The organism is Kitasatospora sp. NPDC058190, from assembly GCF_042883685.1.
Taxonomy (GTDB): Bacteria; Actinomycetota; Actinomycetes; order Streptomycetales; family Streptomycetaceae; genus Kitasatospora.
Genome location: NZ_JBHVVI010000029.1, coordinates 1 through 26,841 on the forward strand (window position 1 = coordinate 1; position 26,841 = coordinate 26,841).

The 26,841-nt window shown below is 72.2% G+C and carries 29 protein-coding genes and 2 pseudogenes; 9 read left to right on the forward strand and 22 right to left on the reverse strand.

The window, feature by feature from the left end:
• The 5 genes and pseudogenes from ACFVWU_RS15865 to ACFVWU_RS15885 form a co-directional block, all read right to left on the reverse strand.
• Positions 1-223, reverse strand: a pseudogene (locus tag ACFVWU_RS15865) (ABC transporter permease); the annotation flags it as partial.
• Complete coding sequence (locus ACFVWU_RS15870; RefSeq protein ID WP_387620453.1) at positions 220-1,218, reverse strand: ABC transporter ATP-binding protein; 999 nt, start codon at positions 1,216-1,218, stop codon at positions 220-222. The pseudogene ACFVWU_RS15865 and the gene ACFVWU_RS15870, both read right to left, overlap by 4 nt.
• Before the next feature lie 90 nt (positions 1,219-1,308).
• Entirely contained in the window at positions 1,309-2,595 is a 1,287-nt protein-coding gene (locus tag ACFVWU_RS15875; protein ID WP_387620456.1) for an NYN domain-containing protein, read from the reverse strand.
• 276 nt (positions 2,596-2,871) lie between these two features.
• Positions 2,872-3,900 (reverse strand): aspartate-semialdehyde dehydrogenase, encoded by a 1,029-nt coding sequence (locus ACFVWU_RS15880; protein ID WP_387620458.1) that lies wholly within the window; start codon positions 3,898-3,900, stop codon positions 2,872-2,874.
• Positions 3,901-4,031: 131 nt separating this feature from the next.
• Complete coding sequence (locus ACFVWU_RS15885) at positions 4,032-4,919, reverse strand: dihydrodipicolinate synthase family protein (RefSeq protein ID WP_387620461.1); 888 nt, start codon at positions 4,917-4,919, stop codon at positions 4,032-4,034.
• A gap of 71 nt (positions 4,920-4,990) precedes the next feature.
• Between ACFVWU_RS15885 and ACFVWU_RS15890 the strand changes: the two genes are divergently transcribed.
• Positions 4,991-5,878, forward strand: coding sequence for a LysR family transcriptional regulator (locus ACFVWU_RS15890; protein WP_387620463.1), 888 nt, complete (start codon positions 4,991-4,993; stop codon positions 5,876-5,878).
• A gap of 67 nt (positions 5,879-5,945) precedes the next feature.
• On the opposite strand, the gene dnaE is transcribed toward ACFVWU_RS15890, so the two are convergent.
• The 9 genes from dnaE to ACFVWU_RS15935 all read right to left on the reverse strand — a co-directional run bounded on the left by dnaE (position 5,946) and on the right by ACFVWU_RS15935 (position 14,932).
• Positions 5,946-9,479, reverse strand: a complete 3,534-nt coding sequence (gene dnaE / locus ACFVWU_RS15895) for a DNA polymerase III subunit alpha (RefSeq protein WP_387620465.1) — start codon at positions 9,477-9,479, stop codon at positions 5,946-5,948.
• A 178-nt stretch (positions 9,480-9,657) separates the two neighbouring features.
• A complete protein-coding gene (locus ACFVWU_RS15900; protein ID WP_387620467.1) occupies positions 9,658-10,758 on the reverse strand; it encodes a hypothetical protein in 1,101 nt (366 codons plus the stop codon).
• 84 nt (positions 10,759-10,842) lie between these two features.
• Entirely contained in the window at positions 10,843-12,084 is a 1,242-nt protein-coding gene (locus tag ACFVWU_RS15905; RefSeq protein WP_387620470.1) for a hypothetical protein, read from the reverse strand.
• Positions 12,081-12,212 carry a hypothetical protein gene (locus ACFVWU_RS15910; RefSeq protein ID WP_387620473.1) on the reverse strand — a complete coding sequence of 44 codons (132 nt, stop codon included), beginning with the start codon at positions 12,210-12,212 and terminating at the stop codon, positions 12,081-12,083. The genes ACFVWU_RS15905 and ACFVWU_RS15910 overlap by 4 nt, the downstream gene beginning before the upstream one ends.
• A gap of 80 nt (positions 12,213-12,292) precedes the next feature.
• Positions 12,293-12,670: a hypothetical protein gene (locus ACFVWU_RS15915; RefSeq protein WP_387620476.1), complete on the reverse strand. Its 378-nt coding sequence runs from the start codon at positions 12,668-12,670 to the stop codon at positions 12,293-12,295.
• Between the two features lie 134 nt (positions 12,671-12,804).
• Entirely contained in the window at positions 12,805-13,275 is a 471-nt protein-coding gene (locus ACFVWU_RS15920) for a hypothetical protein (protein WP_387620479.1), read from the reverse strand.
• A gap of 62 nt (positions 13,276-13,337) precedes the next feature.
• Positions 13,338-14,405 (reverse strand): hypothetical protein, encoded by a 1,068-nt coding sequence (locus ACFVWU_RS15925; RefSeq protein ID WP_387620481.1) that lies wholly within the window; start codon positions 14,403-14,405, stop codon positions 13,338-13,340.
• A gap of 156 nt (positions 14,406-14,561) precedes the next feature.
• Positions 14,562-14,810, reverse strand: a complete 249-nt coding sequence (locus ACFVWU_RS15930; protein WP_387620483.1) for a hypothetical protein — start codon at positions 14,808-14,810, stop codon at positions 14,562-14,564.
• A complete protein-coding gene (locus ACFVWU_RS15935; RefSeq protein ID WP_387620485.1) occupies positions 14,807-14,932 on the reverse strand; it encodes a hypothetical protein in 126 nt (41 codons plus the stop codon). Before ACFVWU_RS15935 ends, ACFVWU_RS15930 begins: the two co-directional genes overlap by 4 nt.
• 425 nt (positions 14,933-15,357) lie before the next feature.
• Between ACFVWU_RS15935 and ACFVWU_RS15940 the strand changes: the two genes are divergently transcribed.
• Together ACFVWU_RS15940 and ACFVWU_RS15945 are read left to right on the forward strand one after the other, a co-directional pair.
• On the forward strand, positions 15,358-16,206 hold the full coding sequence (locus ACFVWU_RS15940; RefSeq protein WP_387620488.1) for a helix-turn-helix domain-containing protein: 849 nt from the start codon (positions 15,358-15,360) through the stop codon (positions 16,204-16,206).
• Between the two features lie 10 nt (positions 16,207-16,216).
• Complete coding sequence (locus ACFVWU_RS15945; protein ID WP_387620491.1) at positions 16,217-16,408, forward strand: DUF397 domain-containing protein; 192 nt, start codon at positions 16,217-16,219, stop codon at positions 16,406-16,408.
• Between the two features lie 103 nt (positions 16,409-16,511).
• On the opposite strand, the gene ACFVWU_RS15950 is transcribed toward ACFVWU_RS15945, so the two are convergent.
• Positions 16,512-17,072 (reverse strand): hypothetical protein, encoded by a 561-nt coding sequence (locus tag ACFVWU_RS15950; RefSeq protein ID WP_387620493.1) that lies wholly within the window; start codon positions 17,070-17,072, stop codon positions 16,512-16,514.
• A 283-nt stretch (positions 17,073-17,355) separates the two neighbouring features.
• Positions 17,356-17,697, reverse strand: a complete 342-nt coding sequence (locus tag ACFVWU_RS15955) for a VOC family protein (protein WP_387620496.1) — start codon at positions 17,695-17,697, stop codon at positions 17,356-17,358.
• Positions 17,698-17,834: 137 nt separating this feature from the next.
• Between ACFVWU_RS15955 and ACFVWU_RS15960 the strand changes: the two genes are divergently transcribed.
• Complete coding sequence (locus ACFVWU_RS15960) at positions 17,835-18,152, forward strand: DUF6191 domain-containing protein (protein WP_387620499.1); 318 nt, start codon at positions 17,835-17,837, stop codon at positions 18,150-18,152.
• A gap of 8 nt (positions 18,153-18,160) precedes the next feature.
• Here the strand turns inward: ACFVWU_RS15960 and ACFVWU_RS15965 are convergent, their stop codons facing one another.
• From ACFVWU_RS15965 to ACFVWU_RS15975, 3 genes are all read right to left on the reverse strand, one after another.
• Positions 18,161-18,703, reverse strand: coding sequence for an SMI1/KNR4 family protein (locus tag ACFVWU_RS15965; protein WP_387620502.1), 543 nt, complete (start codon positions 18,701-18,703; stop codon positions 18,161-18,163).
• Positions 18,704-18,879: 176 nt separating this feature from the next.
• On the reverse strand, positions 18,880-19,317 hold the full coding sequence (locus ACFVWU_RS15970) for a nucleoside deaminase (RefSeq protein ID WP_387620504.1): 438 nt from the start codon (positions 19,315-19,317) through the stop codon (positions 18,880-18,882).
• A complete protein-coding gene (locus ACFVWU_RS15975) occupies positions 19,314-20,138 on the reverse strand; it encodes an LLM class flavin-dependent oxidoreductase (RefSeq protein ID WP_387620507.1) in 825 nt (274 codons plus the stop codon). The genes ACFVWU_RS15970 and ACFVWU_RS15975 overlap by 4 nt, the downstream gene beginning before the upstream one ends.
• Positions 20,139-20,231: 93 nt before the next feature.
• On the opposite strand from ACFVWU_RS15975, the gene ACFVWU_RS15980 reads away from it, so the two are divergent.
• Positions 20,232-20,678: an Lrp/AsnC family transcriptional regulator gene (locus tag ACFVWU_RS15980; protein WP_387620509.1), complete on the forward strand. Its 447-nt coding sequence runs from the start codon at positions 20,232-20,234 to the stop codon at positions 20,676-20,678.
• 58 nt (positions 20,679-20,736) lie between these two features.
• On the opposite strand, the gene ACFVWU_RS15985 is transcribed toward ACFVWU_RS15980, so the two are convergent.
• Together ACFVWU_RS15985 and ACFVWU_RS15990 are read right to left on the reverse strand one after the other, a co-directional pair.
• Positions 20,737-21,315, reverse strand: coding sequence for a dienelactone hydrolase family protein (locus tag ACFVWU_RS15985; protein ID WP_387620512.1), 579 nt, complete (start codon positions 21,313-21,315; stop codon positions 20,737-20,739).
• Positions 21,316-21,457: 142 nt separating this feature from the next.
• The gene (locus ACFVWU_RS15990) at positions 21,458-21,835 is read right to left on the reverse strand and encodes an ArsR/SmtB family transcription factor (protein ID WP_387620515.1); all 378 of its coding nucleotides are present in this window, start codon (positions 21,833-21,835) and stop codon (positions 21,458-21,460) included.
• Positions 21,836-21,957: 122 nt separating this feature from the next.
• On the opposite strand from ACFVWU_RS15990, the gene ACFVWU_RS15995 reads away from it, so the two are divergent.
• A complete protein-coding gene (locus ACFVWU_RS15995; RefSeq protein WP_387620518.1) occupies positions 21,958-23,229 on the forward strand; it encodes an MFS transporter in 1,272 nt (423 codons plus the stop codon).
• 218 nt (positions 23,230-23,447) lie between these two features.
• Here the strand turns inward: ACFVWU_RS15995 and ACFVWU_RS16000 are convergent, their stop codons facing one another.
• On the reverse strand, positions 23,448-24,095 hold the full coding sequence (locus tag ACFVWU_RS16000) for a ScbR family autoregulator-binding transcription factor (protein ID WP_387620522.1): 648 nt from the start codon (positions 24,093-24,095) through the stop codon (positions 23,448-23,450).
• Positions 24,096-24,329: 234 nt separating this feature from the next.
• Between ACFVWU_RS16000 and ACFVWU_RS16005 the strand changes: the two genes are divergently transcribed.
• The 3 genes and pseudogenes from ACFVWU_RS16005 to ACFVWU_RS16015 form a co-directional block, all read left to right on the forward strand.
• The gene (locus ACFVWU_RS16005) at positions 24,330-25,292 is read left to right on the forward strand and encodes a ScbA/BarX family gamma-butyrolactone biosynthesis protein (protein WP_387620526.1); all 963 of its coding nucleotides are present in this window, start codon (positions 24,330-24,332) and stop codon (positions 25,290-25,292) included.
• A 104-nt stretch (positions 25,293-25,396) separates the two neighbouring features.
• A complete protein-coding gene (locus tag ACFVWU_RS16010) occupies positions 25,397-26,614 on the forward strand; it encodes an oxidoreductase (RefSeq protein ID WP_387620529.1) in 1,218 nt (405 codons plus the stop codon).
• Between the two features lie 11 nt (positions 26,615-26,625).
• Positions 26,626-26,841 (forward strand): annotated as a pseudogene (locus tag ACFVWU_RS16015) (hypothetical protein); the annotation flags it as partial.

Sequence of the window (26,841 nt, forward strand, 5' to 3'; positions counted from 1 at the left end):
CCGCCGAGGTCTGCCCGGCCTCCACGACGCCCCGCATCATCACCAGGATGCCGAGGGACTGGAAGGTCGCCACGAACAGCAGCGGGATCCGCGCCACCTTGGCCCGGGCGAGCTGCGCCCGGTACACCGCGGCGAGCGAGGGCAGCAGCCGGGCGGCGGGGGCGAGCGGGGCGGGCCCGGCCGTCGACCGGTCGGTCCGCGGGGGCACCGAGAGCAGCGTCACTTGGCGAGTCCTCCGTGGCGGCCGCCCAGCTTGAGGTAGGCGTCCTCAAGGCTCGGGGTGGCGAGGGTGAAGTCGTCGAGCGCCGCGAAGGCCGGGCCGGTGGTGACGGCGGCGACCAGCTCGCGGGCCTGCTCGGGGGTGGTGCGGACGGTCCAGCGGCGCCCGGTGCGCTCGGCCCGTTCGGCCAGCGCGGCGACGGCGGGGACACCGAGCGGCGCCTCGTCCCGCCAGACCAGGTCGAGCCGGACGTCGCCGTCCACCAGCGCCTTGAGCCCGCCGGGCGTGTCGCAGGCGATCACCCGGCCCTCGTCGACCACGGCGACCCGGTCGAGCACGGTCTCCGCCTCGATCACGTTGTGGGTGACCAGCAGCACCGTCGTCCCGCGCTCGGCGCGGCGCCGGTCCACGGCCGACCACACGGCCCGCCGGGCGACCGGGTCCATGCCCGTGGTCGGCTCGTCCAGCACGAGCAGCGGCCGCTCCCCCACCAGGGTGGCCGCGAAGCAGGCGAGCCTGCGCTGCCCGCCGGAGAGCTTGGCCAGCGGCCGCGAGGCGATCGGCTCCAGCCCGAGTTCGGTGAGCACCTCCGCCGTCTCGGCGCGGGCCTGCGCCCGGCCGAGCCCGCGCAGCCGCCCGGTGGTCTCGGCGGCCAGCACCACGGTCAGCTCGTCCAGCGCGGTGGACTCCTGCCCGAGGTAGCCGAGCAGCCGCGCCGCCCGCTCGGGGTGCCGCACGATGTCGTGGCCGAGCAGTTCGACCGAGCCGGAGTCCGGGCGCAGCAGCCCGGTGAGCTGACGCACCAGCGTGGACTTGCCGGCCCCGTTCGGTCCGAGCAGCCCGAAGACCTCGCCCTGCCGGACGGTCAGGCTGATCCCGTCGTTGGCCCGGACCTCGGTGGCGGCGGCGCCGCGCCCGGTGCGGTAGGTGCGGACCAGGTCGCGTACGGCGACGCACGGCGAGGTGTCCTGGGGTGCTCGCCCGGCCGTCTCTTTCACGACCGGAGACTCTACGCGCTCACACCGGCGAACCGGACAAGGGGGCCTGATCACCGGGAACCACCGGTTCGGCCCGGTCGTGCACGGGTCTCAGTCGTCCACGACCATGGAGCCGCCGGGCACCCGGGCCGCGAGTTCCTTCCAGAAGCCCGCCCGGATGGCGTAGCGGTCGTGCTCGTCGATCTGGTCGTCCTTGTGCGCGAGCAGTCCGAAGCGGGCCGCGTAGCGCAGCAGCTCGCCGTCGACCCGGTGCGGGATGCGCGGGTAGTCGGGCCAGAGCAGGGTGAGCCGTTCGAGGTCGCCGAGCCGGTCGCTCCAGCGCCGGGCGAAGACCTGCCCGACTTCGTGGGCGTCGCCGCCGATCGAGGTGATGTCCTCCTCCCGGTCGGCCCAGCGCTGCTCGGCGGTGGTGAGCTGGGCCAGGGTCGGCAGGCCGTCCCCGGCGGTGACGGACGGCTCCGGTGCGGGCCGGTCCACCCAGCCCCGGTCGGAGGACCACCGCAGCACCGGCCCGCCGGCCGCGGGTCCGGCGGTGGTGCCGTTGGCGTGTCCGTTGGCGGTGCCGTTGGCGTGTCCGTTGGCCGCCGGGGTGGTCGGCGCGACGGCGGAGACCCGTCCGGCGAGGTCCTTGGGGGTGGGCACCACCCGCAGTGCCGCGGCGGGCTGCGACCCCCCGTTCGCGGCGGGCGCCTCGGGCTCCGGGGCTCCGGCGGCGGGCCGGGCGCCCGGCGGCACCACGGTCGGCAGCGAGGCGGGCGGGGCGGCCAGGATCTTGGCGATCTCCTGCCGGGCGCCGCCGGCCCCGGGCGCGGGGAACACGCTGGAGCTGTCCCGCAGCGAGAAGGACCCCTCGATCCACTCGCGGTCCAGCACCCGCCGCTCGTCGGCCTCGCCGACCAGGTCCTCGGACTGGTTGAAGTCCCCGTCGGCGGCCTGCAACGCCCACAGGTGCACGGCCACCCCGTGCTCCTTGGCGGTCATCATCCCGGGCAGCAGGTCCCCGTCGCCGGTGATCAGTACGACGTCCGCGCAGGCCCGGTTGCGGGCGAGTTCGGAGAGTTCGGCGTGCATCGCGGCGTCGACGCCCTTCTGCACCCAGCGCCCCTCGGCCCGGGTGAGGGCGCCCAGCCGTACGGTGACCCGGGGCAGGACGCGCAGCCGCCGGTGCTCGGGCATCGGACGGCGGTCGGGAGCCGCGTCGAACCAGTAGATCCGCAGCAGGGGCAGCCCGGTCTCGGCCTCGGCGCGCTCGCGCAGGGCGCTGATCAGCGCGGTGTGGTTCACGGTGACCTTCGAGCGGGACGGGTCACCGGCGAGCAGGCTGGCGGCGGCGCCCAGCAGGTATCCGGCGTCCACCAGGACGACACAGCGGTCCATCTGCGCACCTCTTTCCGCTCGCCCTCGAAGGTCAGTCAGGGTGGGCGGTCCGCCCGTCGTCCGCGCGTGGTGGGGTGAGGGGCCCCCGTGACCGCCCGATCGTTGGGTCACCTTTTCCCCTTGGTTCGCGCCCCGAACCTCGGCAGATGTCCCGGTCCCGCAACAGCCGCCCCAATGAGTCGCAAAGAAACACGAAGGCGGGCCCCGTTCAACGACGGGGCCCGCCAAACGTCACGGACGGTTGGTCCCGGTCGAGCCCTCGGGCTCGGCCGGGTGTCAGCCCTTGAGCTCCGCGGCGACCAGCTCGGCCAGCTGGACGGCGTTGAGCGCGGCGCCCTTGCGCAGGTTGTCGTTGGAGACGAACAGCGACAGGCCGTTCTCCACGGTCTCGTCCACCCGGATGCGGCCGACGTAGCTCGGGTCCTGGCCGGCCGCCTGCAGCGGGGTCGGGATCTCGGACAGCTCGACGCCGGGGGCGCCGGTGAGCAGCTCGACGGCGCGCTCGGTGCTGATCGGGCGCTCGAAGCGGGCGTTGATCTGCAGCGAGTGGCCGGAGAAGACCGGCACGCGCACGCAGGTGCCGGAGACCTTCAGCTCGGGGATGCCGAGGATCTTGCGGCTCTCGTGGCGGAGCTTCTGCTCCTCGTCGGTCTCGTTGGAGCCGTCCTCCACGAGGGAGCCGGCCAGCGGCACCACGTTGAAGGCGATCGGCCGCCGGTAGACCTTGGGCTCGGGGAACTCGACGGCGCCGCCGTCGTGGGCGAGCGCGGCGGCGCCGTCCACGACCTTGGCGGCCTGGTCCCGCAGCTCGGCGACGCCGGCCACGCCGCTGCCGGAGACGGCCTGGTAGGTGGAGACGACCAGGGCGGCGAGCCCGGCCTCCTCGTGCAGCGGGCGCAGCACGGGCATGGCGGCCATGGTGGTGCAGTTCGGGTTGGCGATGATGCCCTTGGGGCGGTCGGCGATGGCCTCGGGGTTGACCTCGGAGACGACCAGCGGGACCTCGGGGTCACGGCGCCAGGCGGAGGAGTTGTCGATGACGACGGCACCGGCCGCGGCCACCTTGGGGGCCAGGGCCTTGGAGGTGGAGCCGCCGGCCGAGAAGATCACGATGTCCAGGCCGGTGTAGTCGGCCGTGGCCGCGTCCTCGACCGTGACCTCGGTGCCCTGCCAGGGCAGCGTGCGCCCGGCCGAGCGCGCCGAGGCGAACAGCCGCAGCTGCTCCACCGGGAAGTTGCGCTCCGCCAGGATCTCGCGGACCACGCCGCCGACCTGGCCGGTGGCCCCGACAATGCCGATCTTCATTCCGACTACTCCTCTGAATGGTGCTGTCTACAGCCGCACTCTGCCCATCATGCCTTGTCACGGGCGTCGTACGACCTGCCATTTCACGGTATGAGAGGGGCCACGGTGTGAGAGGCGGCCCGGACAGCCGACTACTGATCCAGACCAGTCGCCAGCTCAAGCGCGGCCGCGACCTCCGCCCCGCCCGCCGGCAGCAGCGGCAGCCGGACGTCCGGGGTCGGGATCCGGCCCTGGGCGTGCAGCACGCCCTTGGTCACCGTCGGGTTGGGCGCGGCGAACGCGGACAGCGCCAGAGCGGTCAGCCGGTGCCCGAGCGCCCGGGCCCGCTCGACGTCCCCGGCCCGCCAGGCCTCGTGCAGTTCGACGAAGCGGGCGGTCGCCAGGTGCGCGGAGGCGAGGATGCCGCCGGCCGCGCCGATCGCCAGCATCGGCGCCAGGAAGGCGTCCTCCCCGGTGAGGAACGCGAAGCCCTCGGGGGTGTCGGCGAGCAGTTCGGCGGCCGTCTGGTCCAGCCCGCCGGTCGCGTACTTGACGCCCACCACGCCCTCGATCGCGGCCAGTTCGCGCAGCGCGGCGGTGGAGAGCTGCTGCCCGGTGCGGTACGGGATGTGGTAGACGACCAGCGGCAGCGGGCTGCTCGCGGCCAGCGCCCGGAAGTGCGCGACCGTCCCGGCCTCGCCCGCCCGGACGAAGGACGGCGTGGTCACCAGCGCCGCCGCCCGCGGCACCCGCGCGGCCAGTGCGGCCAGTGCCTCGCCGACGGCCCGGGTGTCGCCGCCGGAGGCGCCGACGATCAGCTGTGCCCCGCGCGCCGCGCAGGCGGCCGCGGCGACGTCCACCACCGCGTCCCGCTCCTCGGCGGTCAGCGCGGCGGGCTCGCCGGTGGTGCCGAGCGCGACCAGCCCGGCCGCCCCGGCGTCCAGGACCTCGTGCGCGAGCTTCTCCAGCGCGTCGAGGGCGACCGAACCGTCGGCGGCGAAGGGGGTGATCAGGGGGACGTAGATGCCCTTGAGTTCCATACCGACGATCCTGCGGCCGCGGATAGCGCAGGTCCAGTTCACATTTCTGACGCTTCTCGTAAGCTGAGCCGATGCTCGATGTCCGACGTCTGCGCCTGCTGCGCGAACTCGCCCACCTCGGCACCATCGCCGCCGTCGCCGAGGCGCTGTCCTTCAGCCCTTCGGCGGTGTCCCAGCAGCTGTCCGTCCTGGAGAAGGAGGCGGGCGTCCCGCTGCTGGAGCGCACCGGTCGGCGGGTCACCCTCACCCCGGCCGGCCGCAACCTGGTCCGCCACGCCGAGTCCGTCCTCGCCCTGCTGGAGCAGGCGGGCGCCGAACTCGCCCACGCCAAGCGGGGACTGGCCGGCCCGCTGCGGATCGGCACCTACCCCTCCGCGGCCCGCGCGATCATCCCCGCGGTGCTCGCCGAGCTGGCCTCCTGGCACCCGGGGCTGGAGCCGATGGTCACCGAGGTCGACCCGGCGGCCGTCGGCGCGGCCCTGCGCGCGGGCGAGCTGGACGTCGCGCTGGTCCACGAGTACGACCTCGTCCCGACCGACCCGGAGCCGGGTCTCGCGGTCACCCGTCCGGTCTTCACCGAGCCGATGTACCTGGCCGCCCGCACCCCGGCCACGGTCGCCGAGCAGCGCGGCGCGCCCTGGATCATGTCCCCGCCCGGCACGCTGTGCCACACCATGGCCGTCCGGGCCTGCGAGGCGGCGGGCTTCGCGCCCCGGATCCGGCACCAGATCGACGACTTCACCACGGTGCTGGCGCTCGTGGCCGCCGGCCAGGGCGTCGCCCTGGTCCCCCACCTGGGCACGGCCCAGCAGCCGCCGGGGGTCGTGCTCACCCGTTTGCCGATGTACCGCCGCACCCGGGCCGCGTTCCGCGCGGGCGCGGGCTCCCACCCGGCCATCTCGGCCTTCGTCTCGGCGCTGCACACGGCGGTGCCGCCGGGGCTGGGCAGCGGGTCCTGAGGCTTTCCGGGTACGCGAAAGGCCCGGGGCGCCCCACCAGGTGAGCACCCCGGGCCCCGGTCCCGCGCTAGACCGCCAGGCAGCTCGGCCCGAGCAGCTGCTTCAGGTCCCCGAACAGCGCCGGGTCCGACTTCACCCGGTGGCGGTCCAGCCGCAGCACCGTCGTCTTGTTGCGGCTCTCCAGCCGCACCCGCACCTCGGTGGTGCCCCGGTGGCTGCCGAGCACCTCGCCGAGCCGGGCCACCAGGGGCGGGGTGACCTTCCCGCTCGGGATGTTGATGGTGATCGGTGCCTCGGCGTGGGCGTTCGACAGGTCGGGGACGGAGAGCTCCATGCCCATCAGCCGCGGCACGTCCTCCCGCTTGTCCAGCTTGCCGCGGACGAACACCACGGCGTCCTCGACCAGTTGGGAGGAGACCAGCTGGTAGCTCGCCGGGAAGAACATGCAGTCGATCGAGCCCGCCAGGTCCTCGACGGTGGCGATCGCCCAGGCGTTGCCCTGCTTGGTCATCTTCCGCTGGAGGCCCGAGATGATGCCGCCGATGGTGACGATCGTCCCGTCCGGCCGCTCCGCGAGGTCCGCGACCGCGCAGTCCGCCTTGTCGGCGAGCACGTGCTCGATGCCGTGCAGCGGGTGCGAGGAGACGTACAGGCCGAGCATCTCCCGCTCCTGGGTGAGCAGGAAGGACTTCTCCCACTCCTCCTCGGAGAACACGACGTCCAGCCCGAAGCTCGGCTCGTCCGTGGTCGCGTCGCCGCCGAAGAGGTCGAACTGGCCCTCGGCCTCCTTGCGCTTCACGCCGACCACGTTGTCGATCATCGGCTCGAACTGGGCGCTCAGGCCCTTGCGGGTGTGCCCGAGCGAGTCGAAGGCGCCCGCCTTGATCAGCGATTCGACGGTCCGCTTGTTGCAGACCACCGACTCCACCTTGTCCAGGAAGTCGGGGAAGGAGCTGAACTTCCCCTTGGTCTTCCTGGTCCGGATCATCGAATCGACCACCGGCCCGCCGACGTTGCGGATGGCGGTGAGGCCGAAGCGGACGGTGTCGTCACCGTGCGGGGTGAAGTCCGAGTCCGACTCGTTGACGTCCGGCGGCAGGACGTTGATGCCCATCTTGCGGCACTCGTTGAGGTAGACCGCCGACTTGTCCTTGTCGTCCTTGACGGAGGTGAGCAGGCCGGACATGTACTCGGCCGGGTAGTTGGCCTTGAGGTAGGCCGTCCAGTACGAGACCAGCCCGTACCCGGCGGTGTGCGCTTTGTTGAACGCGTAGCCGGAGAAGGGGACGAGGACGTCCCACACCGCCTGGATGGCCGCGTCGGAGTAGCCGCGCTCGCGGCAGCCCTTCTGGAAGGGGACGAACTCCGCCTCCAGGATCTCCTTCTTCTTCTTGCCCATGGCCCGGCGCAGCAGGTCCGCCTGGCCGAGCGAGTAGCCGGCGAGGATCTGCGCGGCCTTCTGCACCTGCTCCTGGTAGACGATCAGGCCGTACGTCGGCCGGAGCACCTCCTCCAGGGGCTTCTCCAGCTCCGGGTGGATCGGGGTGATCTCCTGCTGCCCGTTCTTGCGCAGCGCGTAGTTGGTGTGGGAGTTGACGCCCATCGGGCCGGGGCGGTACAGCGCCAGCACGGCCGAAATGTCTTCGAAGTTGTCGGGCTTCATCAGGCGCAGCAGCGAGCGCATCGGCCCGCCGTCGAGCTGGAAGACGCCGAGCGTGTCGCCGCGGGCGAGGAGTTCGTAGGTCGGCTTGTCGTCGAGCGGCAGCTTGAGCAGCTCGATCTTCTCGCCCTTGTTCTTCTCGATCGCCTTGACGGCGTCGTCCATGATCGTCAGGTTGCGCAGGCCGAGGAAGTCCATCTTGAGAAGGCCGAGGCCCTCACAAGTCGGGTAGTCGAACTGCGTGATGGTGACGCCGTCGGTGTGCCGGGTCCACACCGGGATGTGGTCGGTCAGCGGCTCGGCGGACATGATGACGCCGGCCGCGTGCACGCCGGGCTGGCGGATCAGGCCCTCGATGCCGCGCGCGGTGTCGATGACCTTCTTCACGTCCGGGTCGGTCTCGTACAGCCCGCGGATCTCGCCCGCCTCGCCGTAGCGCGGGTGGGAGTTGTCGGTGATGCCGGACAGCGGGATGCCCTTGCCCATGACGTCCGGCGGCATCGCCTTGGTGATCCGGTCGCCCATCGCGTACGGGTAGCCGAGGACTCGGGAGGAGTCCTTGATGGCGGCCTTCGCCTTGATGGTGCCGTACGTGACGATCATGGCGACCTTGTCGGATCCCCACTTCTCCGTCACGTAGCGGATCACGTCACCGCGCCGGCGCTCGTCGAAGTCGATGTCGACATCGGGCATGGAGATGCGCTCGGGGTTGAGGAAGCGCTCGAAGATCAGGCCGTGCGGGATGGGGTCGAGGTCGGTGATGCCCATCGCGTAGGCGACCAGCGAACCGGCCGCCGAACCACGGCCGGGGCCCACCGCGATGCCCTGGCTCTTGGCCCACATGATGAAGTCGGCGACCACGAGGAAGTACGCCGGGAACCCCATCTGGATGATGGTGTCCATCTCGTACTCGGCGAGCTTCTTGTGCTCCTCGTCGTACCCGTCCGGGAAGCGCCAGTCCATGCCCTCCCAGACCTTGGACTTGAAGAAGTCCGCCTCGGACTCGAAGCCCTCCGGGATCGGGAAGCGGGGCATCAGGTTCTTGAACTTGAACATGCCCTCGGTGTCGACCCGGGAGGCGACCAGCAGCTGGCTGTTGCGGCAGCCCTCCTGCCAGGCGTCCGAGGAGTCCAGCGCGTACATCTCGGCGGCGGACTTGATGTAGTAGCCGGTGCCGTCGAAGCGGAAGCGGTCCGGGTCGGAGAGGTTCTTGCCGGTCTGGACGCAGAGGAGCAGGTCGTGGGCACCGGCGTCGGCCTCGGTGGTGTAGTGCGAGTCGTTGGTGACGACCGGGGGGATGTTCAGCTTCTTGCTGATCTCCAGCAGCCCGTCGCGGACCCGCTTCTCGATGTCGAGGCCGTGGTCCATCAGCTCCAGGAAGTAGTTCTCCTTGCCGAAGATGTCCTGGTAGTCGGCGGCGGACTTGACGGCCTCGTCGAACTGGCCGAGCCGCAGTCGGGTCTGCACCTCGCCGGAGGGGCAGCCGGTGGTCGCCATCAGGCCGCCGGACAGCTCGGAGATCAGCTCCTTGTCCATCCGGGGCCACTTCACCAGCCAGCCCTCGGCGTAGGAGCGCGAGGTCAGCTTGAAGAGGTTGTGCAGGCCCTCCTTGTTCCGGGCCCAGATGGTCTTGTGGGTGTACGCGCCGGACGCGGAGACGTCGTCCCGCTTCTGGTGCGGCTGGCCCCACAGGATGCGCTTGGTGTTCGAGCGGGACTCCGGGGCGACGTACGCCTCGATGCCGATGACGGGAACGATCCCCGCGTCGGTGGCCTGCCGGTGGAACTCGGCGGCGCCGTACATGTTGCCGTGGTCGGTCATCGCGACATGGGTCTGGCCCAGCCGCTCGACCTCCTTGAACATCTGCTTCAGCCGGGCGGCACCGTCCAGCATCGAGTACTCGGTGTGGACGTGCAGATGCGCGAACGGCTGGTCGCTCAAGGCGGGGCCTCCGGAGGCTTGTGCTGGTCTGGTGGGCCGGCGAACGTGCAGGTCACAGGGGTTACCCCTGGAAATGGATGTGGTCCGAACCGCCTCGCGGGGTCCGGACCATCACTCACACGTTCACGCGTCTACTCTAGCCCGCCGCGCCCCGTTCCCCCGCCCGGGAGGAGGGCCGTCAGGTCGGCCCGGCGAGTCGCCTGGCGGCGGCGTTCCTGACCTCGGGCTCCTCCATCGGGTCGTCCCGGAGCTCGGCCAGGCGCTCCCGGACGTGGGGGCGGTCGGGGGCCCGCTCGATCCCGAGGAGGCGGGCGTCCTCCTGGCAGTCCCAGAGCGATTCGGTGTGTGCCAGGTCGAGGCCGGGCATGTCCGGGCCGGCCGGGTCGATCGCGGCCAGGGCTTCGAGGTAGGCGGGGCGCTCGAACGAGTGCGGGGTGCGCAGCCAGTAGCGGGTCAGGATCGGGACGGCTTCGGCGGCCTGCGCGCCGAAGCGGGCGAGGCCGCGGGCCATCCGCTCCGGGCCGCACCAGACGCCGTCCGCCCAGTCCTGCTTCAGCTCGGCGAGGAGGGCGGGGACGTCCTGGGCTTCGCCGTGCTCGGCCAGGACGGTCAGGCCCTGCCACGCCAGCCAGCGGGTGCCGGAGGCGGCCCACTCGCGGGCGGCGGGCATGGCGAGAGCACCGAGCTTGCCGATGTTGCCGATCAGCAGGACCAGCGGGCGCTCGCCGTCCGCCGTGGTGAGGGAGGGGACGAGCGGGACGAGGCCGGGGTCGGGGTCGCGGCGGCGCAGGACCCGCAGGGCCTCGGTCTTGTCGTCCTCCGGGGCGTCCGGGTCGGCCAGCAGGGCGAGCAGCTTCGGGGTCTCCGACTCGGCCAGGGGGTTGGGCTCTTGCGGCGTCTTCCGGACGTCCGGCCAGGGTTCCGGCTCGCGGACGTGCAGCCGCACGGCCTCCTGGGCCTCCTCGGATCCGCCGCGTGCCAGCAGGCGCAGGATCTCGGCGGCCCGGTCGTGGTCGTACTCGTCGCCGGTGCTCAGCACCTCGACCACCGGGTCGAGCGGCAGCTCCAGGTCACGGAGCAGCCGGGCGAGGTAGAGCGAGCGCTCGTCGACGAGGCTGTCCCAGCTCCAGTCGCGGCGGACGCAGGCGTAGACCAGGTCGGCCGCTTCGGCGGGCTTCCGGGCCGCTCGGATGGCACCCGCTCCCTGACCGCGTTGGAGGAGGCCGAGGAGGGTCTTCGACGGTGCGTAGCGGTCTTCGTCCTCGGTCTCCTCGGGCATGCGGCTCATCGTGCCGCAGGTGCCGGCGGCGCGGCTGGTGATTTTTTCCGTCCGGGACCGCCCGCGACCGCCTGAGGCAGCCGCTCAGACCCGGACGGCTCCGGTGGCGGACGGCGGGGAGCAGGCCGGGGTGGTGGCGCAGACGGTCAACTGCTGCGAGGCCCCGTCGCGCGGGACCTGCACGCTCCAGAGCACCTCGTTCGGCTGGCCACAGATCGTGCAGTACCGTCTGCGCGCTGCGCTGGCGGGCGCCGCGTCGGCGGGCTGCGCGTCGGCGGGCTGCGCGTCAGCGGGCGCCACGTCGGCAGGCTGCGCGTACGGGTTGACCGGCGGCGCGGGGGACCACGGCCGGGACAGCGGCGGCACCGGCTGGGGCACGGGCGCGGGCGCGGGTACGGCTGGCGCCGGGTAGTCGGCGGGCGGGGGTCCGAACCCGGTGGCGGGCGGCCCCGCAGGCGGGGGCGGAGGCACCGGGGGCGCGGGCGGCGGCGCAGGCGGGGGCGGAGGCACCGGGGGCGGGGGCGGCACCGGGGGCGGGGGCGGCACCGGGGCCGCGGGTGGGGGCGGAGGCATCGGGGGTGCCGCGGGCGGGGGCGGTAGCGGAGGCATCGGCGGCGCCGGCGGCGTGTCGTCCCAGATGCGCGCACCGCGCACCAGAGCCCGGAAGTCGTGCCGGCACTTGCCGCAGGTGGTGAGCACGGCCTCTTCGCGCTGGTCGCCGCACCCGGGGCAGAAGGTCACCGGGCGCTCGTACGCCTCGGTGCTCTCGCAGCGCGCGCAGATGAAGTCGGGCTCCAGCTTGGCCTGGCGGAACACCGTGCTGAAGACCTGGAAGGGGTTGGGGTCGTTACGCCCGGCGGTCACACCGAGCACGGCCACCAGCATCTTGATGCGGCGGTTCCTCGTCTGCAGCCGCTTCAGGTCCAGGTTGACGACCTTGGCGTGCTTGCAGTCCCGGCAGACGCAGAGCGTGCGTACCGGCAGCTGGGAGCGGATCGCCGCCTGCTGGTGCAGGAACTGGAAAGTGAGCTTGTGCTCGGTCGGAACCTCGACGGTCTCGACCTCGTAGGCGCCCCGGGAGAGCCTGGTCTCGATCAGCGCGGCGAGGTCGAACACCTTCGCCCGGAGCGTGTCCGGCAGCGAGGGCGCCTGGCCCGCGGGCACCCGCTCGGAGCCGATCAGCGCGGGGATCGCCAGCATCGCGCCGACCGCGGGCATGTCGAGCACCGCCTGGCCCGCGTCCGAGACGAACCGGACGTAGGTGGTGCCCGCCCAGCCCGCCAGGCCGTTGGCCCTCGCCCCGCCCGGGGGACGGCCGGGGATCACCGAGGCGCCCCGTCGACGAGGCGTCGGCCGACTGCGTGGGCCCGGTGGAGCACCGCCACCACGGCGTTGTGGATCTGGTCCGGCGGAGCCGCGATCCGGCGTTCGGCGTCCAGGGTGATCGAGGGCATCGAGGGCACAGCCCTTCCAGTGGCGGCAGGCAGGGAGGATCAGCCCACCCGACGCCGGACGCCGGGTGTCCGGGGAGTGGTCAGAACAGATCCGGGCCGTCGAACGCCGCGTCGCCGTCGTGGCCGTAGTCGTGGCCGTAGTCGTGGGCGTGCGAGAGGCCGCTGTCGTCGGGGGCGTGGTCGCCGCCGTCCGCGGTATGGCCGAGGGAGGCCTCGGACTCGTACGATCCCGCGGCGCTGCAGGGCTCCGCCACGGAGAGGTAGCTCTCGAAGCTGACCTCCGAGACCGCCACCACCTCGACGGCCTCCGCCACGTACACCTCGTTCACCTCGGCCTCGGCCGAGACCGCGACGGCCTCGGTCTCGGTCTCGGTCTCGGTCTCGGAGTAGCCGAGCGAGGCGCTGCTCTCCGTCACGCCGTAGTCGTCCGCCGCCAGGAATCCGTCCCACTCACGCATGTACCCCCCAAACGTCGTCGGCATCCGGGTCGGCCTGGCCACCCGGTGCACACTCGGGGATCACAATAGGGCCCAACGCCGCCACGAAACCTTGAAGTTCGCGATTGGTTGATGGACTGTGACGAGGGGGTCGGTCAGCTGGCGAGCCGCGCCTCGGCAGCCTTGCGGATCTCCGGCTTCTCCATCGGATCGTCCCGGAGCTCGGCGACCCGGCTGAGGGTGTACGGACGGTCGGGAGCGTGCTCGACGGCGAGCAGGCGGGCGTTCGCCTCGCAGTCCCAGAGGGATTCCTGATACGCCTCCGGCAGGCCGGCGGCGCCGATCGCGGCGAGCGCGTCCAGGTACGGGGCGCGCTCGGAGGAGTGCGGGGTCTGCAGCCAGAAGCGGCGGAGGAGGGACGTCGCGTCCGCCGCCTCCGGGCCGAACCGGGCCAGCCCGCGGGCGGTGTACATCGGCCCGCACCAGGCCTGCTCCACCCAGTCCCGTTCCAGCTCGGCCAGCAGCACGGGCAGGTCCCCCTTCCCGCCGTGCCTCTCCAGCACGTCGTGCCCGAGCTGCGCCAGCCAGCGCGTGTCGGAGGCGGCCCACTCCCGCGCGGCGGGCATCGCCAGGGCGCCGAGCTTCCAGACCGGCGGGTGATTTTTTCCGGGCCGGGCGTGCGGGGCTCCTATGGCCCGGCCAGTCGCGCCGCGGCGGCTCTTTTGATCTCCGGGTCCTCCATCGGGTCGTCCCGGAGGTACGCCAGGCGGTCTCTCACTTCGGGCCGATCGGGCGCATGCGCGACGCCGAGCCGACGGGCTTCGGACTGGCAGTCCCAGAGCGACTCGGTGTACGCCTCGGCCATCCCGGCCGCCCCCATCGCCGCCAGCGCCTCCAGGTAGCCATGGCGCTCATAGGAGTGCGGCGTCCACAGCCAGAAGCGGCGCAGCAGGGAGATCGCGTCGGCGGCCTTCGGCCCGAACCGCGCCAGCCCTCGTGCCGTGTACATCGGGCCACACCAGGTGCGATCCATCCAGTCCCGCTCCAGTTCGGCGACGAGGGTCGGGATGTCCTCCTCTTCGCCGTGCGCATGCAGCACGGTGAGGCCCTCGCTGGCCAGCCAGCGGGTGTCGGAGGTGGCCCAGTCCCGGGCGGCCGGCACGGCGAGGGCGCCGAGCCTGTGAACGACAAGGGACAACATTGGCAGCGGGTACTCACCGTCCGCCTCGCCGAGCGAGGGGACGAGCGGGACGAGCCCGGGCTCCGGATCCCGGTCGTAGAGCACGTTCAGCGCGCCGACCTTACGGTTCTCCGGTTCGGCGGGGTCGGCCAGCAGCTCCAGCAGCGCGCTGCTCGCCAACTCGGCCATCGGATCGGGCCGACTCCTCGGGGGGTCCCCCCAGTCCTCGTCCTCCTCCTCGGCCTCCGGCGGCAAGGCATCCCTAGCTTCCACCGAGCCGGCGGCCGCCAGCAGCTCCAGCACTCCGGTGGCCCGCTCACGGACACCCTCGTCCCCGGCCAACATCTCGATCACCGGACCGAGCGGCAACTCCAGGTCACGGATCAGCCGGGCGAGATAGACGTCCCGGTCGTCGAATGTCGAATCCCAGCGCCACTCCCAGCGAATGCACCCGTAGATCAGGTCGGCAGCCGAGGCGGGATCCTCCGCCGCCATCAGCGCGCCGAGCCCCCGGCCGCGCTGCAACAGCCCCGGCAGGGTTCCCGCCGGTGCGTACTCGTATCTCCGCTCTGCCACGGGTCCCATCGTGCCGCAACCCCCGGCGCGCGGGGGCGGCGGGGGCTGGCGGGGGTCAGGCGTCCTCGTCCGGAGGGGTCACGCGGAGGGTGGTGATCACGCCCAGGGCGACGGTCGCGAACGCGAGCGCCAGGAGGACGGCAAACGCCGCCCCGATCAGGAATCGCACGGGCGGTCCCACTCGGCGTCGAGGAGCAGGGTGAGGAGGTTGAGCAGGGTCGAGACCGGCGCCGTGTTGAACCGGACGAGGACCCGCCCGTCGAGCGTGCGGTCCGTCGAGGCCGACGGCCAGACCAGCCCGAACTTCTTGCCGCGCTCGTGGAGTTCACCGAGGAGAGCGAGGACGTGCTCGTCCCTGAAGCCCCGGACCCGGGGATCCGTCGGCGCCATCGGCCGGCGCTTCACGCGACGGAGTCCAGCTCGAACCAGACGAGTTTGCCCCGCTCCTGGAGGTCCACGCCCCAGCGGTGGGTCAGGCCCTCCACGAGCTGGAGCCCACGGCCGGACTCCGCAAGGAGGCCCGGCATGCACCGCTCCGGCTTGGTCGGGCTCTCGTCCGCGACGGCCACCCGGAGCGTGCGGTGGATCGCGAGGATCTGGACGACCGGCGCGGGGGTGGCGCCGTGCCGCCAGCGTTCACGAGGAGTTCGACGAGCGCGAGCTCCCCGTCGGCGATCACGGAGGGCGGGTACCCGACCCGGCCCATGGCGTCGCGGAGGGACTGCCGGGAGATGGCGATCGAGGGCGTGTTGATGTGACGCATGGGAGAGCTCCCGAGATGCGAAGAAGTGGCTTGACAGCAGCCGAACTTGACGATCCATCGGATCACTGTGACATCGACCATACAGCAGTGGCATCACATGTGATTCCAAATCCGGATAGGTTCACCCCCAAGTGGACCCCGCGCACAGCAGCGCGGCAGACTTGGGGCACATCGGCGAGGAAGGAACCCATGCCGCCGCGACTCAACCCGACGCTCCGTCAGCGCCGCATCGGCACCGAACTCCGGAAGATGCGCGAGGCAGCCGGACTGTCAACGGCCAACCTGAGCAGAGACCTCGGAATCGACAGGACTCAGGTCAGCCAGATAGAGGCGGCCAAGGTCGGCGTGAGCCCGGAGCGGCTCCGTTCCTTCGCCGCCGCTTGCAAGTGCATGAACGAGCCCCTGATCGACGCCCTGGAGTCCATGGTCCAGGACCGCTCCAAGGGCTGGTGGGAGGAGTACCGCGGCACCATCCCGGACGGCTTCCTTGAAGTCGCCGAGCTTGAGAAGAGCGCAGACAGCCTCATGCTGTGGGTTCTCACCCACATGCCCGGCCCCTGCCAGACGATCAGCTATGCATCATCGATGTTCGGACGCTCGATCCCTCCCATTCCCCGGCACGAGCTGGAGGCCCGAACCGCGTTCAGAATGCATCGCAAGGCCGATCTGCGCCGCAATCAGAAGCCGATGACCCTCTTCATCTACGAATCCGCGCTGTGGACCCGCTTCGGAGGCGTCGAGATCCTCCGGGAACAGCTCGCATCCCTGCTCGAAGACTCCGAGCAAGGATGGATGACCGTCCGAGTCGTACCGTTCGACATCGGCACCTTCCCCGGAGCGGTTGAGAACCTCACCTATGCATTCGGCAAGGTGCCAGAACTCGGCACCGTAGAGATCGAGTCCTCCCGTGGCCCCGTCTACCTGGATGCCGTCAACGAGCTCACCAGCTATCGATCCATCTTCGCCCGCACCGAATCGATGGCGCTGAGCGAGAGCAAGTCTCGTAGCCTGATTCGCAAGATCGCACAGAGCCTATGAAAGGCCGAACATGACCTACACCGAGTGGCAGAAGTCATCCTTCAGCGGGTCCGGCAGCGAGTGCGTGGAGGTCCGTAAGGCCGACAGCCTGGTCGAACTCCGCGAGTCCGATGAAGGCGAAACCATCCTCCGCACCACCCCCACCACCTTCGCCGCCCTCCTCCAAGGCCTCAAGGCCGGCGAATTCGACCACCACGCCTGACACTTCACACCCCCACCGCGCAGGAAGTCGCCCAATCTGACTTCCCACGCACCTGCGGCCCCTCGCGCCCATCCGCGCGAGGGACCGCATCCGCGACTCGGTGTCACGGTTGGCCTCGGAGCCCCAACCTCCGCACCCCCCAGGGCGAGAAGATCATGTGGGCGTGCCAACCGTGATGGATGAGCGCCACCTGCGAAGGCAGAGGGGTGACCGGGTTGAACTCCCGGCCCCTCGACCAGTGCCAGAGCAGCCCCTCCGTGGTGTCGACCGCCGCCACCACCATCGTGACCTTGACCTGACCGTCGTCACCCCAGGTGTTCCACAGCGCCCACCCCTCCGGCCTGGCCTCGACCCCGAGCCGCAGACACGCCTGCTCATAGGTCTCCTCCATGCCCGCCGGCATCGCCTCGGGCCGCAGGATCGCCACCCCCACGAGCTTCAACTCGGGGCGCTCCCGCTCCTCGTCGAGGCAACCGTCCCCCGGGAAGTGGTAGTAGAGGATCTTCCGCGCCACCTCGTTCACCGCCCGCTGCAGCGGCGTCGCATCCTCCGGATCAGGCCCGTACTCGAGCCAGCCCTCATCGCCGGCGGCACCCACCACCGCGCGGACGATCCGCTCCAGCTCCCTCAAATGATCAAGCTCGGAAACCACGAGTCGCTTCACAGCGAACCAGTTTCGCCCCGCACCACCCTCGGGTCACCCTGTTTTCCACCCACCCCCGACACCGGAAGCCGACCCGGATGCCGGCCAAGCGCGCCAGACCCGACGGCTGTTCGGCAGGTCAGGCCGGTCGAGGAGCCAGAGCACGTACCCCGCCTGGCACCGGGCCCACGGGCTGTCCGATGCGGCTGCACGACCGAGCCTGTCGCGCAGGAAGTCGGCCCGCCGACTCTGCTGGCGAAGTCGTCCTCCGACCTCCTGCCCAGCCGGTCAGCCCGTCAGCCCGTCAGCCGGCCTCGCCGCCCCGCGGAGCGAACACGCAGAACTCGTTCCCCTCCGGATCCGCCAGCACGTGCCAATGAACCTCGCCGCCGGGCTCCTGGACCACCCTCGCCCCGAGCGTCACCAACCGGCCTGCATCGCCCCACACATCAAGGTGCATCCGGTTCTTGACCGCCTTCTGCTCCTCCACCGGATTGATCCAGATCAACGGACCGCCCCCGCCCGGATCCACGATCGGCACCCCCCACCCGTCCGGCAGTTCCACCCCGTCGATCGACTGCCTGCGCACGTACCCGATCGCCGCACACCACCAGTCCGCCAAGCCCTGGTGGTCCAGTGCGTCCAACGCCAGGTCCTTGAACCGCGCGGGCGCCCCGCTCTCATCGCTCATACGCCCGACCCAACCACCAACAACCCGGCCACCGCACCACAATTGACGCCTGGCCAGGAACTTCCCGACCGCCCAAGCCCGTTGGAGCGGGCATGGTGATGATGTCGGGCCTCCTCTTCATGGCCGTGCTGGTGATCGTGCCCTTCACCCTGGCCTCGATCCGACACCTCGTCGTACGGTCGGGCCACCCCGTCTGGCTCTCCCGTCGCCTGAACGCCCGGTCCCGCCCCGGCAGCCTCGGCCTCGGCGCCGCCGCGACCGAGGAGTTGCACGCGTTCTTCAACGCCAACAAGCGCGTCCAGATCGAGCAGCGCCAGGCCCGACTCACCCTGCGCGACGACGACCACGCCGGCGCCCCGCCCCGGACGGGCATCGACCTGGACGGCGGCACCGCCGTCGTCCAGCGTTGAAGGTCGCCTCAGACCTGCCACTCCTCGTCCGAGGGCCACTGCCGGACCCACTCCGCGAACCCCCAGGCCTCCGGCCCGGGCACCGGCAGGGCGGCGACGTCGGACACCATCCAGACCTCGCCCCGCCGGGGGCCCGTCGTCACCAGCAGCCAGAAGGACTGCCCGTCGTCCGAGCCGAGCACCACCGACCCGTGCAGGAACACCGCGTCGATCCGGGGGTCGTCCGGGTCGACGCCCTCGTCGTCCTCCCACAGCCAGGCCGCCTCCAGCGGGAACGACTCCCCCGGCCGCCGCTCACCCAAGTCCGGCCAGCCGTCGGGCAGCCACCCCAGTGGCTGGAGGCCGCCGTCCTCCGCCGGGCCGAGGCCGCAGCCGTTGCTGATCTCCGCGACGAAGGTCCGGTACGGCTCCGGCAGGACGACGCCGTTCACCGCCTCCCAACGCGCGACGCCCTCACCACCCAGGGCCGGTTCCCGCCACTCCGGCGGGAAGGCGGTGCGCAGGGCATCGAGGACGGCTTCGTCGGGACGCTGGTCAGGGGTACGAGTCACGGCACGATGCTCGCAGAGGCCACCGACACCCCGGACTGCGGCAGTCCCTCGCAGACCGGCGGGGCGCGAACTCGCGCCCCGCCGACCGTCATTCGGCCCGACGGACCCCCGTCCCGTCGGGTGCCCTGATCGCGGTCCCGCCCATCGGCGGAGCGACCGCCCGCACCTCCCCGCCGTCAGGACGACCGGTAGTACGTCTCGATCGGCCCGCGCGCCTCCTCGAACAGCGCCGGACCGTCCTGCGGCACCACCGGCCAGGCGCCCGACTCCGGGTTGAGCTCGACGAGCTGCTCGGTCGCCAGCGCGTACACCACCCGCCCGAGCCCGGAGCGGACGAGCGCCCCCGCGCACATGCCGCAGGGCTGGCAGCTGGTGTACATGGTCGTACCGGCGGCCGCCTCCGGGGTCAGCTCCCGGGCGGCCCAGCGGGCGAGCTTGAGTTCGGGGTGCGCGGTGATGTCGTCGTCCCGCCGGACGGTGTTGTGGGCCTCGACCAGGACCGTCCCGTCCGGTGCGGCCAGCAGTGAACCGTACGGCGCGTCGCCCAGTTCGACCGCCCGGGCCGCGACGGCGATCGCGCGCCGCAGCAGCGCCTCGTCGGCAACCGTGATCATGACTGTGCCCTCCCCTGGGCCTTCCAGTGTTCCGAAACCATCGCCAGAGCCTGCCACGCCACGTCGTACCGGCGGGTCCCCTCCGGGTCCCCGCGGTACGGGTCCAGCACCACGGCCTCGGCGCCCAGCTCGCGCAGCTCCGCGAGGTCGCCCATCACCTGCGCCAGGGCGCCGACCCCGGCGGGCCGTTCGGGATCGTCCACCGGAGCGTCCGTCAATCGCAGCGCGATCCGCGGCGCGAACCCCGGCAGCTCGTGCTCCGCCAGCACCGAGCGCATCCGCGCGATCGGCAGCCGCAGCGGGTGCCAGGCGTCGCCGAACTTCACCGCCCGACGGAGCGCCGCCTCGCTGTGCCCCCCGATCCAGACCGGCGGCGCGGCGGTGTCCCGCCCCTGCCAGGCCTCCCGTATCACCCCCAGGTACTCGTCCGTCAGCCGCCCCCGCGCGGCGAACGGCACCCCGAGCGCGTCGAACTCCTGCCGCGCCCAGCCGACTCCGACGCCGAGCACGAACTGCCCGCCGCTGAGCCGGTGCAAGGTGTCCGCCATCCGCGCCACCAGCAGCGGGTGACGGTACGGCAGCACCAGCACCGTCGTCCCGATCCTCAGCCGTCCGTCGGTCACCCCCGTCAGCCACGACAAGGTCGCGAACGGGTCGTAGAACGGCTCCGGGTAGCGCTCGGCCACGTCCGCGGTCACGGCCACGTGGTCCGAGACCATCAGCAGGTCGAACCCGAGGTCCTCCACCACCACCGCCCAGGCGTGCAGCACGCCGGGGTCGGTACCCGGTCCGAAGTTCGGTACGTTGACGCCAAGTTGCATGCCCCGAGGCTATTCCCGGGCGCACTCTGCCCGGAACAAGATCTTCCCGGCGATCACCGCTGTCCGTCGCGAATCTCCCGGTAATATCGCCCGGTGACCGCGAACCTCGACGACACCGACTGGGCGATCATCGACCAGCTCCAGCAGGAGGCCCGGATCTCCCTCAGCGAGCTGGGCCGCCGGGTCAACCTCAGCCCCTCCGCCACCACCGAACGGGTGAGGAACCTGGAGTCGCTGGGCGTCATCACCGGCTACCACGCCACCGTCGACCTGGCCAAGGTCGGCTACCCGGTGCTCGCCGTCGTCCGACTGAAGTACCCGGGCAACCGCCACCAGCCGCTGCACCGCGTGCTCGCCGACCGCCGCGAGATCCTGGAGTGCCTGCGCACCACCGGCGACGACTGCTACACCCTGAAGGTGGCCGCGACCTCCATGGAACACCTGGAGACCCTCGTCGACGAGCTCGCCGGCTTCGGCAGCACCACCACCAGCGTCGTCTACAGCCAGACCCTCCCCCGCCGCGGCCCCTCCCGGCCCTGAACCTCAGGCCGACTCCCCGCTCCGCCCGGCCTCCCGCTCCGGTCGGCCCGACGCCGGATCAGTCCTCCAGGTCCGCGAGGAAGTCCACCGCCGCCGCCCAGGCGCGCTCGGCGGCCTCCTCGTCGTAGTCGGGCAGCTCCGGGTCGGTGAACAGGTGCCCGGCGCCCTGGTAGCGGTGCACCTCGACCTCCGCGCCCGCGCGCCGCATCCGCAGGTACCAGGCGTTCAGCCAGTCCTCCGGCTCGTACGGGTCCGGGTCGGCCATGTGCAGCTGGACGGGGATCGAGGTCGCCGCGTCCTCCCGCAGGTCGGAGGTGCCGTGCAGGAGCAGCAGTCCGCGCGCCTTCTCGTCCGCGAGGGCCAGGTTCTGCGCGATCGCGCCGCCGAGCGAGAAGCCGGCGTACACCAGCCCGCCCTCGGAGAGCGGGGCGACGGCGGTGACCGCGCGCTTCAGCAGTTCGTCGCTGCCGCCGATCTCCTCCTGGTAGGCGCGCGAGGCCTCGGAGTCGTCGAAGGTCCGCCCCTCGAACAGGTCCGGGGTGTGCACGGTGTGTCCGGCGGCGCGCAGCCGGTCGGCGGCGGCGTGCACGGCCGGGCGCAGGCCGTGGGCGGAGTGGAAGAGGACGATCTGGGCCACGGTTCGGGGTCCTTCACCAGACGAAATCAGGGGTACCGACCCATGATCCCCCATTCCCACCGACCTGCCCGGTCGCACGACCCGACGACCCGATGACCCGACGGCCCCCGGCGGCCCTACGCCGCCGGGGGCCGAGTGCCGGTCAGGCCTGCGGGGTCCAGGCCGCGACCAGATCGAGCAGCCCGGGGAACCGGGCGTTGAGGTCGTCCACCCGCACGTGGCTGCGGCGCTCCAGCCCGTACTGGCGCTGGCGCGTCACCCCTGCCTCACGCAGCGCCTTGAAGTGGTGCGTGAGCGAGGACTTGGGACGGTCGAAGCCGAACCAGCCGCAGGAGTGGTCGAAGTCCTCCGACTCCAGCAGGAGTTTGCGGACGATGGTCAGCCGCAGCGGGTCGCTGAGCGCGCCCATCACGTTCTCCAGGCGCAGCTCCTCGACGGCCGGCTCGGCGAGCGGTTCGGGCAGGTCGGACGGCTCCGGAAGCACCTTGAAGGCGGGTGCGTCGGCCGTGGTCGTGGTCATAGGCAGCTCCTCAACTCCTCATAACCCGGTTCCTATGCTGTACGACTTTCATCGTACTGCATGCTAAGTTCGACTCGACTCGTACTGCTGGAGAGCCAACAGTCAGATCGGGAGGAACCGTCATGTCCGAGACCAGGACCGCACCCGTCCAGGCCGTCGAGGAGGTGCAGCGCACCGCCAAGGCCGCCGCCACCCCCGCCGCCGCCAAGCCCACCGCCCCGCTGTGGTGGGTGTGGCTGGCCGCCTGGCCGGTCACCGCCGTCTTCGTCCTCTCGAACGCGGCCACCCCGCTGTACGTGCTGTGGCAGCACGACATCGGCTTCTCCAAGGGCACCCTGACCGTGGTGTTCGCGTTCTACATCGTCGGCCTGATCGGCTCGCTGCTGGTCTCCGGCGTGGTCTCGGACCGGGTCGGCCGCAAGCCCGTCCTGCTCCCGGCACTGGCACTCGGACTCGCCGCCTGCCTGATCTTCGGAACGGCCACCAGCGTCGCCGCGCTGATCGTGGCGCGACTGTTCACCGGCATCGCGGTCGGCGCGGTCGTCTCGGCCGGCATGGCCGCGGTCACCGACGTCGCCGGGCCCGAGCGCAAGCGGATCGCCGCCCTGCTCGCCTCCTGCGCGATGGTCTTCGGCGCCGGCCTCGGCCCGCTGCTCGCCGGTGTGCTCTCCGAGCTGGCCCCCGGGCCGACGGTCACCGTGTTCATCGTCGAGGCCGTGGTCCTGGCCAGCGCCGTCCTGGTCGTCCTGCGGATGCCGGTTCGCCGCCCCGAGAACCGCGCCAAGGGCGCCTGGATCCGGGTGCCCGGCGTCCCCAGCGGCAACGGCCGTCAGCTCGCCCTCGGCATCGCGGTCTTCGCCCCCGGCATCACCGCCACCTCGTTCGTGCTCTCGCTCGGCCCGTCGCTGCTGTCCGGCCTGCTCGGCACCACCAACCGGATCGTCGCCGGCGCCATGGCCTTCGTGATGTTCCTCGCCGCCACCGGCGTGCAGTTCGCCGTCCAGAAGCTGCGCCGCCGCACCATCCTGACGGCCGGCGCGGTGAGCACCATGCTGAGCATGGTCGCGCTGATCATCGCCGTGCACTCCCAGGCGGTCGCGGTCCTCGTCGTCGCCGCGCTGCTGGCCGGCGCCGGCCAGGGCATGGGCCAGCTCGGCGGCCTGTCGCTGCTCAACTCCACCGTCGCGCCGCAGCGGCTCGCCGAGGCCAACGCCGCCCTCAACGTGGGCGGTTACATCCCGGCCGGCATCCTGCCCGTCTCGGCCGGCTACCTCAGCGACGCGGTGGGCCTGACCAACGGCGCCACGATCTTCGGTGCCGTGCTGACCGCCATCGCGGTGATCGGCGGCCTGGTGGTCCTGTCCACCAAGCGCAACGTGACCGACCCGGCCTGACCGGCCCGTACGAGACAGCACGCCCTCCCGGGGGACGGTGCACCGGCTGCCCAGCGGTGCACCGTCCCCCGGGCGTCTGCCGTTTCCGGCCGGTGGACGTCCACCTCGGTCACGGCCGACGGACCTCCACCGCGTTCACGGCCGACGACCGCCCACCGCGTCCACGGAGGGCGGACGTCCGCCGTTCACGGCAGACGGGCTTTGCGGACGGAGCCGGCTCACTCCGTCCGCAAGGCCCGGAACAGGAGATCGCTCAGATCCCGCCAACGCGCTACCACGTCGGCCCGTCCACTGAGAACGTCGGAGACATGCTGCGAACCGAAGAACGCGGACACCAGCGAGCGCGCCGCGTGCCCCGGCACGACGTCGGCGCGCACCTCGCCCGCCTCCTGCGCGGAGGTCAGCAGGGACTCCAGCAGGGAGACCCAGTCCACGTACGGGGTGGGCAACTCGACGTCGATCTGCGGTCGTTCGATCTGCAGCCGGGCGCCGGCCTGAACGATCACGTCGTCCTGGAACGCGACGGCCGCCCGGTCCAGCATCCGGGCAGCGGTCTCCAGCGGACCGAGATCCTCCCGGGCGACCTCATCGAGCATTTTCGGCCAACGTGCGTAGTGCTCCTCCACGATCGCCACGGCCAGGGCTTCCTTGGTCGGGTAGTGGAAGTACACGGCGCCCTTGGTCATCTCGACCCGGTCGGCGACGTCCTTGACCGACGTCTGGCGGAAGCCCCGCTCGGTGAACAGCTCGGCGGCCCCCATCAGGACCCGCTGCCGGGTTCTGGCAGAACGCTCCTGCTTCGGGTCGGAACCCCTCCGAACTGGGGTTTTGGGTGGGGCAAAGGCGATGGCTTGCGGCTCCGGCATGTAGGGAATTCTCCGTCGTCGGTCGGCATGGCGCCGTGTCGGGTGGGCAGGGTGTCGCGCGTCGATCGTGTTCGGTCGTGTTCGATGACAAAAAACTTACCCCTCAAGATTCCTTCCTGAAGGTATATTTCTCGGCGTCGCCACGTGCCGCGTCGGGACGATACCGGCGCATGGGCTGGCACGGCGAGCCAGGAGGGGGATCTGCACATGCATGTCGTACCTGGACTTGAACTGATGACCGGCCGTCCGGGGCCGGAGCACCACTGGAAGGCCATGGAGTTCGAGCGCTGCGTCCCGCGGACGTCCGTCCACAAGGCGGCCGACGCGGAAGTCCTGCTCACGGACGCGCAGCGGCTCGGCCCCGACCGATTCGCGGTCGCCGCCCGCTGGGACCGCGACCACTACCTCGCCCACCAGGGCGGCCCCGCGGCCGACCCGGTGATGCTGGCGGAGACCACCCGCCAGACCGCCATCCACCTGTCCCACCGCTTCCTCGACATCCCGTACGGCATGCCGTTCGTGCTGAGCGAGGCCTCCGTCGACCTGTCCGAAACGCTCCCCCCGGTGGGGCCGGAGCACCTCTCCGTCGGGCTCGACGTCATCTGCCGCGGCCCCGCCGAGGGCGCCCGGCGCCTGCGCCTGGAGCTGGAGGCCGACGTCCTGGTCCGGCACCGCGTGATCGGCAGAACCCGGCTGTGCTGGGAGCCGATGGAACCCAGCCGCTACGCCATGCTGCGCCGGCGCGGCGGCGGCGAGCCCCTGTTGTCGCCGCTGCCCGAGCCGCCCCGGATCCCGCTGTCGCCGGCCATCGTCGGCCAGTTCGCCGAGCGGGACGTACTGATCGCCGCCGACCCGATGCGGGCCAACGCCTGGTGGCTGCGACTGGACCAGGACCACCCGGTGCTGTTCGACCACGAGTCCGACCACGTGCCGGGCATGGCGCTGGTCGAAGCCTTCCGGCAGGCCGGCCGGGTCGCCGCCGCGGACCGCCGGCCGGGCGCGAGCGGCGTGACACTGCTCACGGTGAAGTTCACGGCCTTCGGCGAGCTGGACGCACCGGTGGCGATCACCGCCGAGCCGACCGGCCTCGGCGTCTTCACCCTGCGCGCCCGCCAGGGCGAGCGGGAACTCGCCCACGCCACGGTCCGCTGCGGCGCGGCCGAGCCCGCCCGCACCCTGCTGGGGGCGGCGTGCTGACCAGCCTCGGGACCACTTCCCGGGCCACGTCCCGGGCCACATCCCGAGCCACTTCCCGGACTGCTTCCCCGACGACCCGAGTGGCCGCCCAAGGGGCCGTCCGAGTGCTCACCGACCTGACCACCCCCCGGAGCACCTCCCGGGCGACCCAAGGGGCCACCGACCTGACCACCCCGCTGACCACCGACCTGCCGGCCGCCGCCGAACCGCTGGACGGCCGGAACACCACCGGCCCCCAGGAGGCGGTCAGCCTGCTCACCAAGCTCGCGCTGCACGACGCCCCCACCGCCGAGGAACAGCGCCGGCTCACCCCGCAGGTCGCCGCCGCCCTGGTCGACGCGGGCTTCCCGCGCCACTTCGTCCCGTCCCGGTGGGGCGGCACGGCCGGGAGCTTCGCCGGGCTGCTCGCCGACGCCTCGGCCGTCGCGCAGGCCTGCGCCGCCACCGGCTGGTGCTCCGCCCTGTTCGCGGCGCACGGCCGGCTCGCCGCCTACCTGCCCGAGCAGGGGCAGCGCGACCTGTGGGCGCAGGGCCCGGACGTCCGGATCGCCGCCTCGATCGTCCCGCCGCAGGGCCGCGCCACCGAGGTGGCCGGCGGCTGGCGGCTGGACGGCGAGTGGCGCACGGCCAGCGGGGTCGACCACGCGGAGTGGGTGCTGCTGGCCTCCTGGACCCTGGGGCGGGACGGCCTCCGGGAGCACCGGATCTTCGCCGTGCCGCGCGCCGAGCTGACCGTCCTCGACACCTGGGACCCGGTCGGCCTGCGGGGCAGCGGCAGCAACAGCGTGGCGGGCGACGGCATCGTCGTCCCCGAGCACCGCTCGTTCACCCTGAGCGCGCTGCTGAGCCCGCTGCCCGACGCGGCCCGCTGCCACCGGGTGCCCTACTCGATGGTCGCCGGGCTGATCTTCGCCGCGCCGGTGCTCGGGGCGGCCCGGGCGGCGCTGCAGGCCTGGACGGACGAGTGCGGGCCGACCGCGCCGGGCAAGCCCGGCCGGAGCCTGCTACTGGCCGCCACATCCGCACGGATCCACGCGGCGGGCCTGCTGCTGGAGTGCGCCGCCGACCGTGCGGACCGCGGCGCGGTCACCCCGCTCTCGGTGGCCGAGAACCGCCGGGACGCGGCCACCGCGGCCGCGATGTGCCGGGAGGCGGTGGACGAGCTCTTCCACGCCTCGGGCATGCGCGGCCAGTCCTCGGACAGCCGGGTGCAGCGCGCCTGGCGGGACGTCACGACCGCCGCCGGGCACGGCGCCCTGGACCTCGAGACGGCGGCCGGGGCGTACGCGGAAGCGGCCCTGGCGAGCCGGGGCGGGCGATGACGGGACGGGCGATGACGGCACCGGCCCTGCGGGTACGCCCGGCGCTCGCCTTCTTCGACGTGGACGAGACCGTGATCGCCGAGAAGAGCCCGGTCGCGTTCTGGCGGTACTGGCGGGACCGGCACCCCGGCCGGGGGGCCGCCGCCCACCCCGCCCAGTGGGGCGCGGTCGGGGCGCCCCCCCCCCCGGGGGCGCTGAAACCCCCGGACAAACGGCGCGAAGCGGGC

Excerpts from the sequence above, each read along its gene's own strand:
- ACFVWU_RS16005 (WP_387620526.1), top strand. The coding sequence starts at position 24,330 with ATGACCGGCCGTCCGGGGCCGGAGCACCACTGGAAGGCCATGGAGTTC.
- ACFVWU_RS15890 (WP_387620463.1), top strand. The coding sequence starts at position 4,991 with ATGCTCGATGTCCGACGTCTGCGCCTGCTGCGCGAACTCGCCCACCTC.
- ACFVWU_RS16000 (WP_387620522.1), bottom strand. The coding sequence starts at position 24,095 with ATGCCGGAGCCGCAAGCCATCGCCTTTGCCCCACCCAAAACCCCAGTT.
- ACFVWU_RS15975 (WP_387620507.1), bottom strand. The coding sequence starts at position 20,138 with ATGCAACTTGGCGTCAACGTACCGAACTTCGGACCGGGTACCGACCCC.
- ACFVWU_RS15875 (WP_387620456.1), bottom strand. The coding sequence starts at position 2,595 with ATGGACCGCTGTGTCGTCCTGGTGGACGCCGGATACCTGCTGGGCGCC.
- ACFVWU_RS15940 (WP_387620488.1), top strand. The coding sequence starts at position 15,358 with ATGCCGCCGCGACTCAACCCGACGCTCCGTCAGCGCCGCATCGGCACC.
- ACFVWU_RS15935 (WP_387620485.1), bottom strand. The coding sequence starts at position 14,932 with ATGCCGGGCCTCCTTGCGGAGTCCGGCCGTGGGCTCCAGCTCGTGGAG.
- ACFVWU_RS15920 (WP_387620479.1), bottom strand. The coding sequence starts at position 13,275 with ATGCCCGCCGCGCGGGAGTGGGCCGCCTCCGACACGCGCTGGCTGGCG.
- ACFVWU_RS15970 (WP_387620504.1), bottom strand. The coding sequence starts at position 19,317 with ATGATCACGGTTGCCGACGAGGCGCTGCTGCGGCGCGCGATCGCCGTC.
- ACFVWU_RS15990 (WP_387620515.1), bottom strand. The coding sequence starts at position 21,835 with ATGACCACGACCACGGCCGACGCACCCGCCTTCAAGGTGCTTCCGGAG.
- ACFVWU_RS15960 (WP_387620499.1), top strand. The coding sequence starts at position 17,835 with ATGGTGATGATGTCGGGCCTCCTCTTCATGGCCGTGCTGGTGATCGTG.
- ACFVWU_RS15880 (WP_387620458.1), bottom strand. The coding sequence starts at position 3,900 with ATGAAGATCGGCATTGTCGGGGCCACCGGCCAGGTCGGCGGCGTGGTC.
- ACFVWU_RS15910 (WP_387620473.1), bottom strand. The coding sequence starts at position 12,212 with ATGCCCTCGATCACCCTGGACGCCGAACGCCGGATCGCGGCTCCGCCG.
- ACFVWU_RS15995 (WP_387620518.1), top strand. The coding sequence starts at position 21,958 with ATGTCCGAGACCAGGACCGCACCCGTCCAGGCCGTCGAGGAGGTGCAG.
- ACFVWU_RS15945 (WP_387620491.1), top strand. The coding sequence starts at position 16,217 with ATGACCTACACCGAGTGGCAGAAGTCATCCTTCAGCGGGTCCGGCAGC.
- ACFVWU_RS15915 (WP_387620476.1), bottom strand. The coding sequence starts at position 12,670 with ATGCGTGAGTGGGACGGATTCCTGGCGGCGGACGACTACGGCGTGACG.
- ACFVWU_RS15885 (WP_387620461.1), bottom strand. The coding sequence starts at position 4,919 with ATGGAACTCAAGGGCATCTACGTCCCCCTGATCACCCCCTTCGCCGCC.
- ACFVWU_RS15900 (WP_387620467.1), bottom strand. The coding sequence starts at position 10,758 with ATGCCCGAGGAGACCGAGGACGAAGACCGCTACGCACCGTCGAAGACC.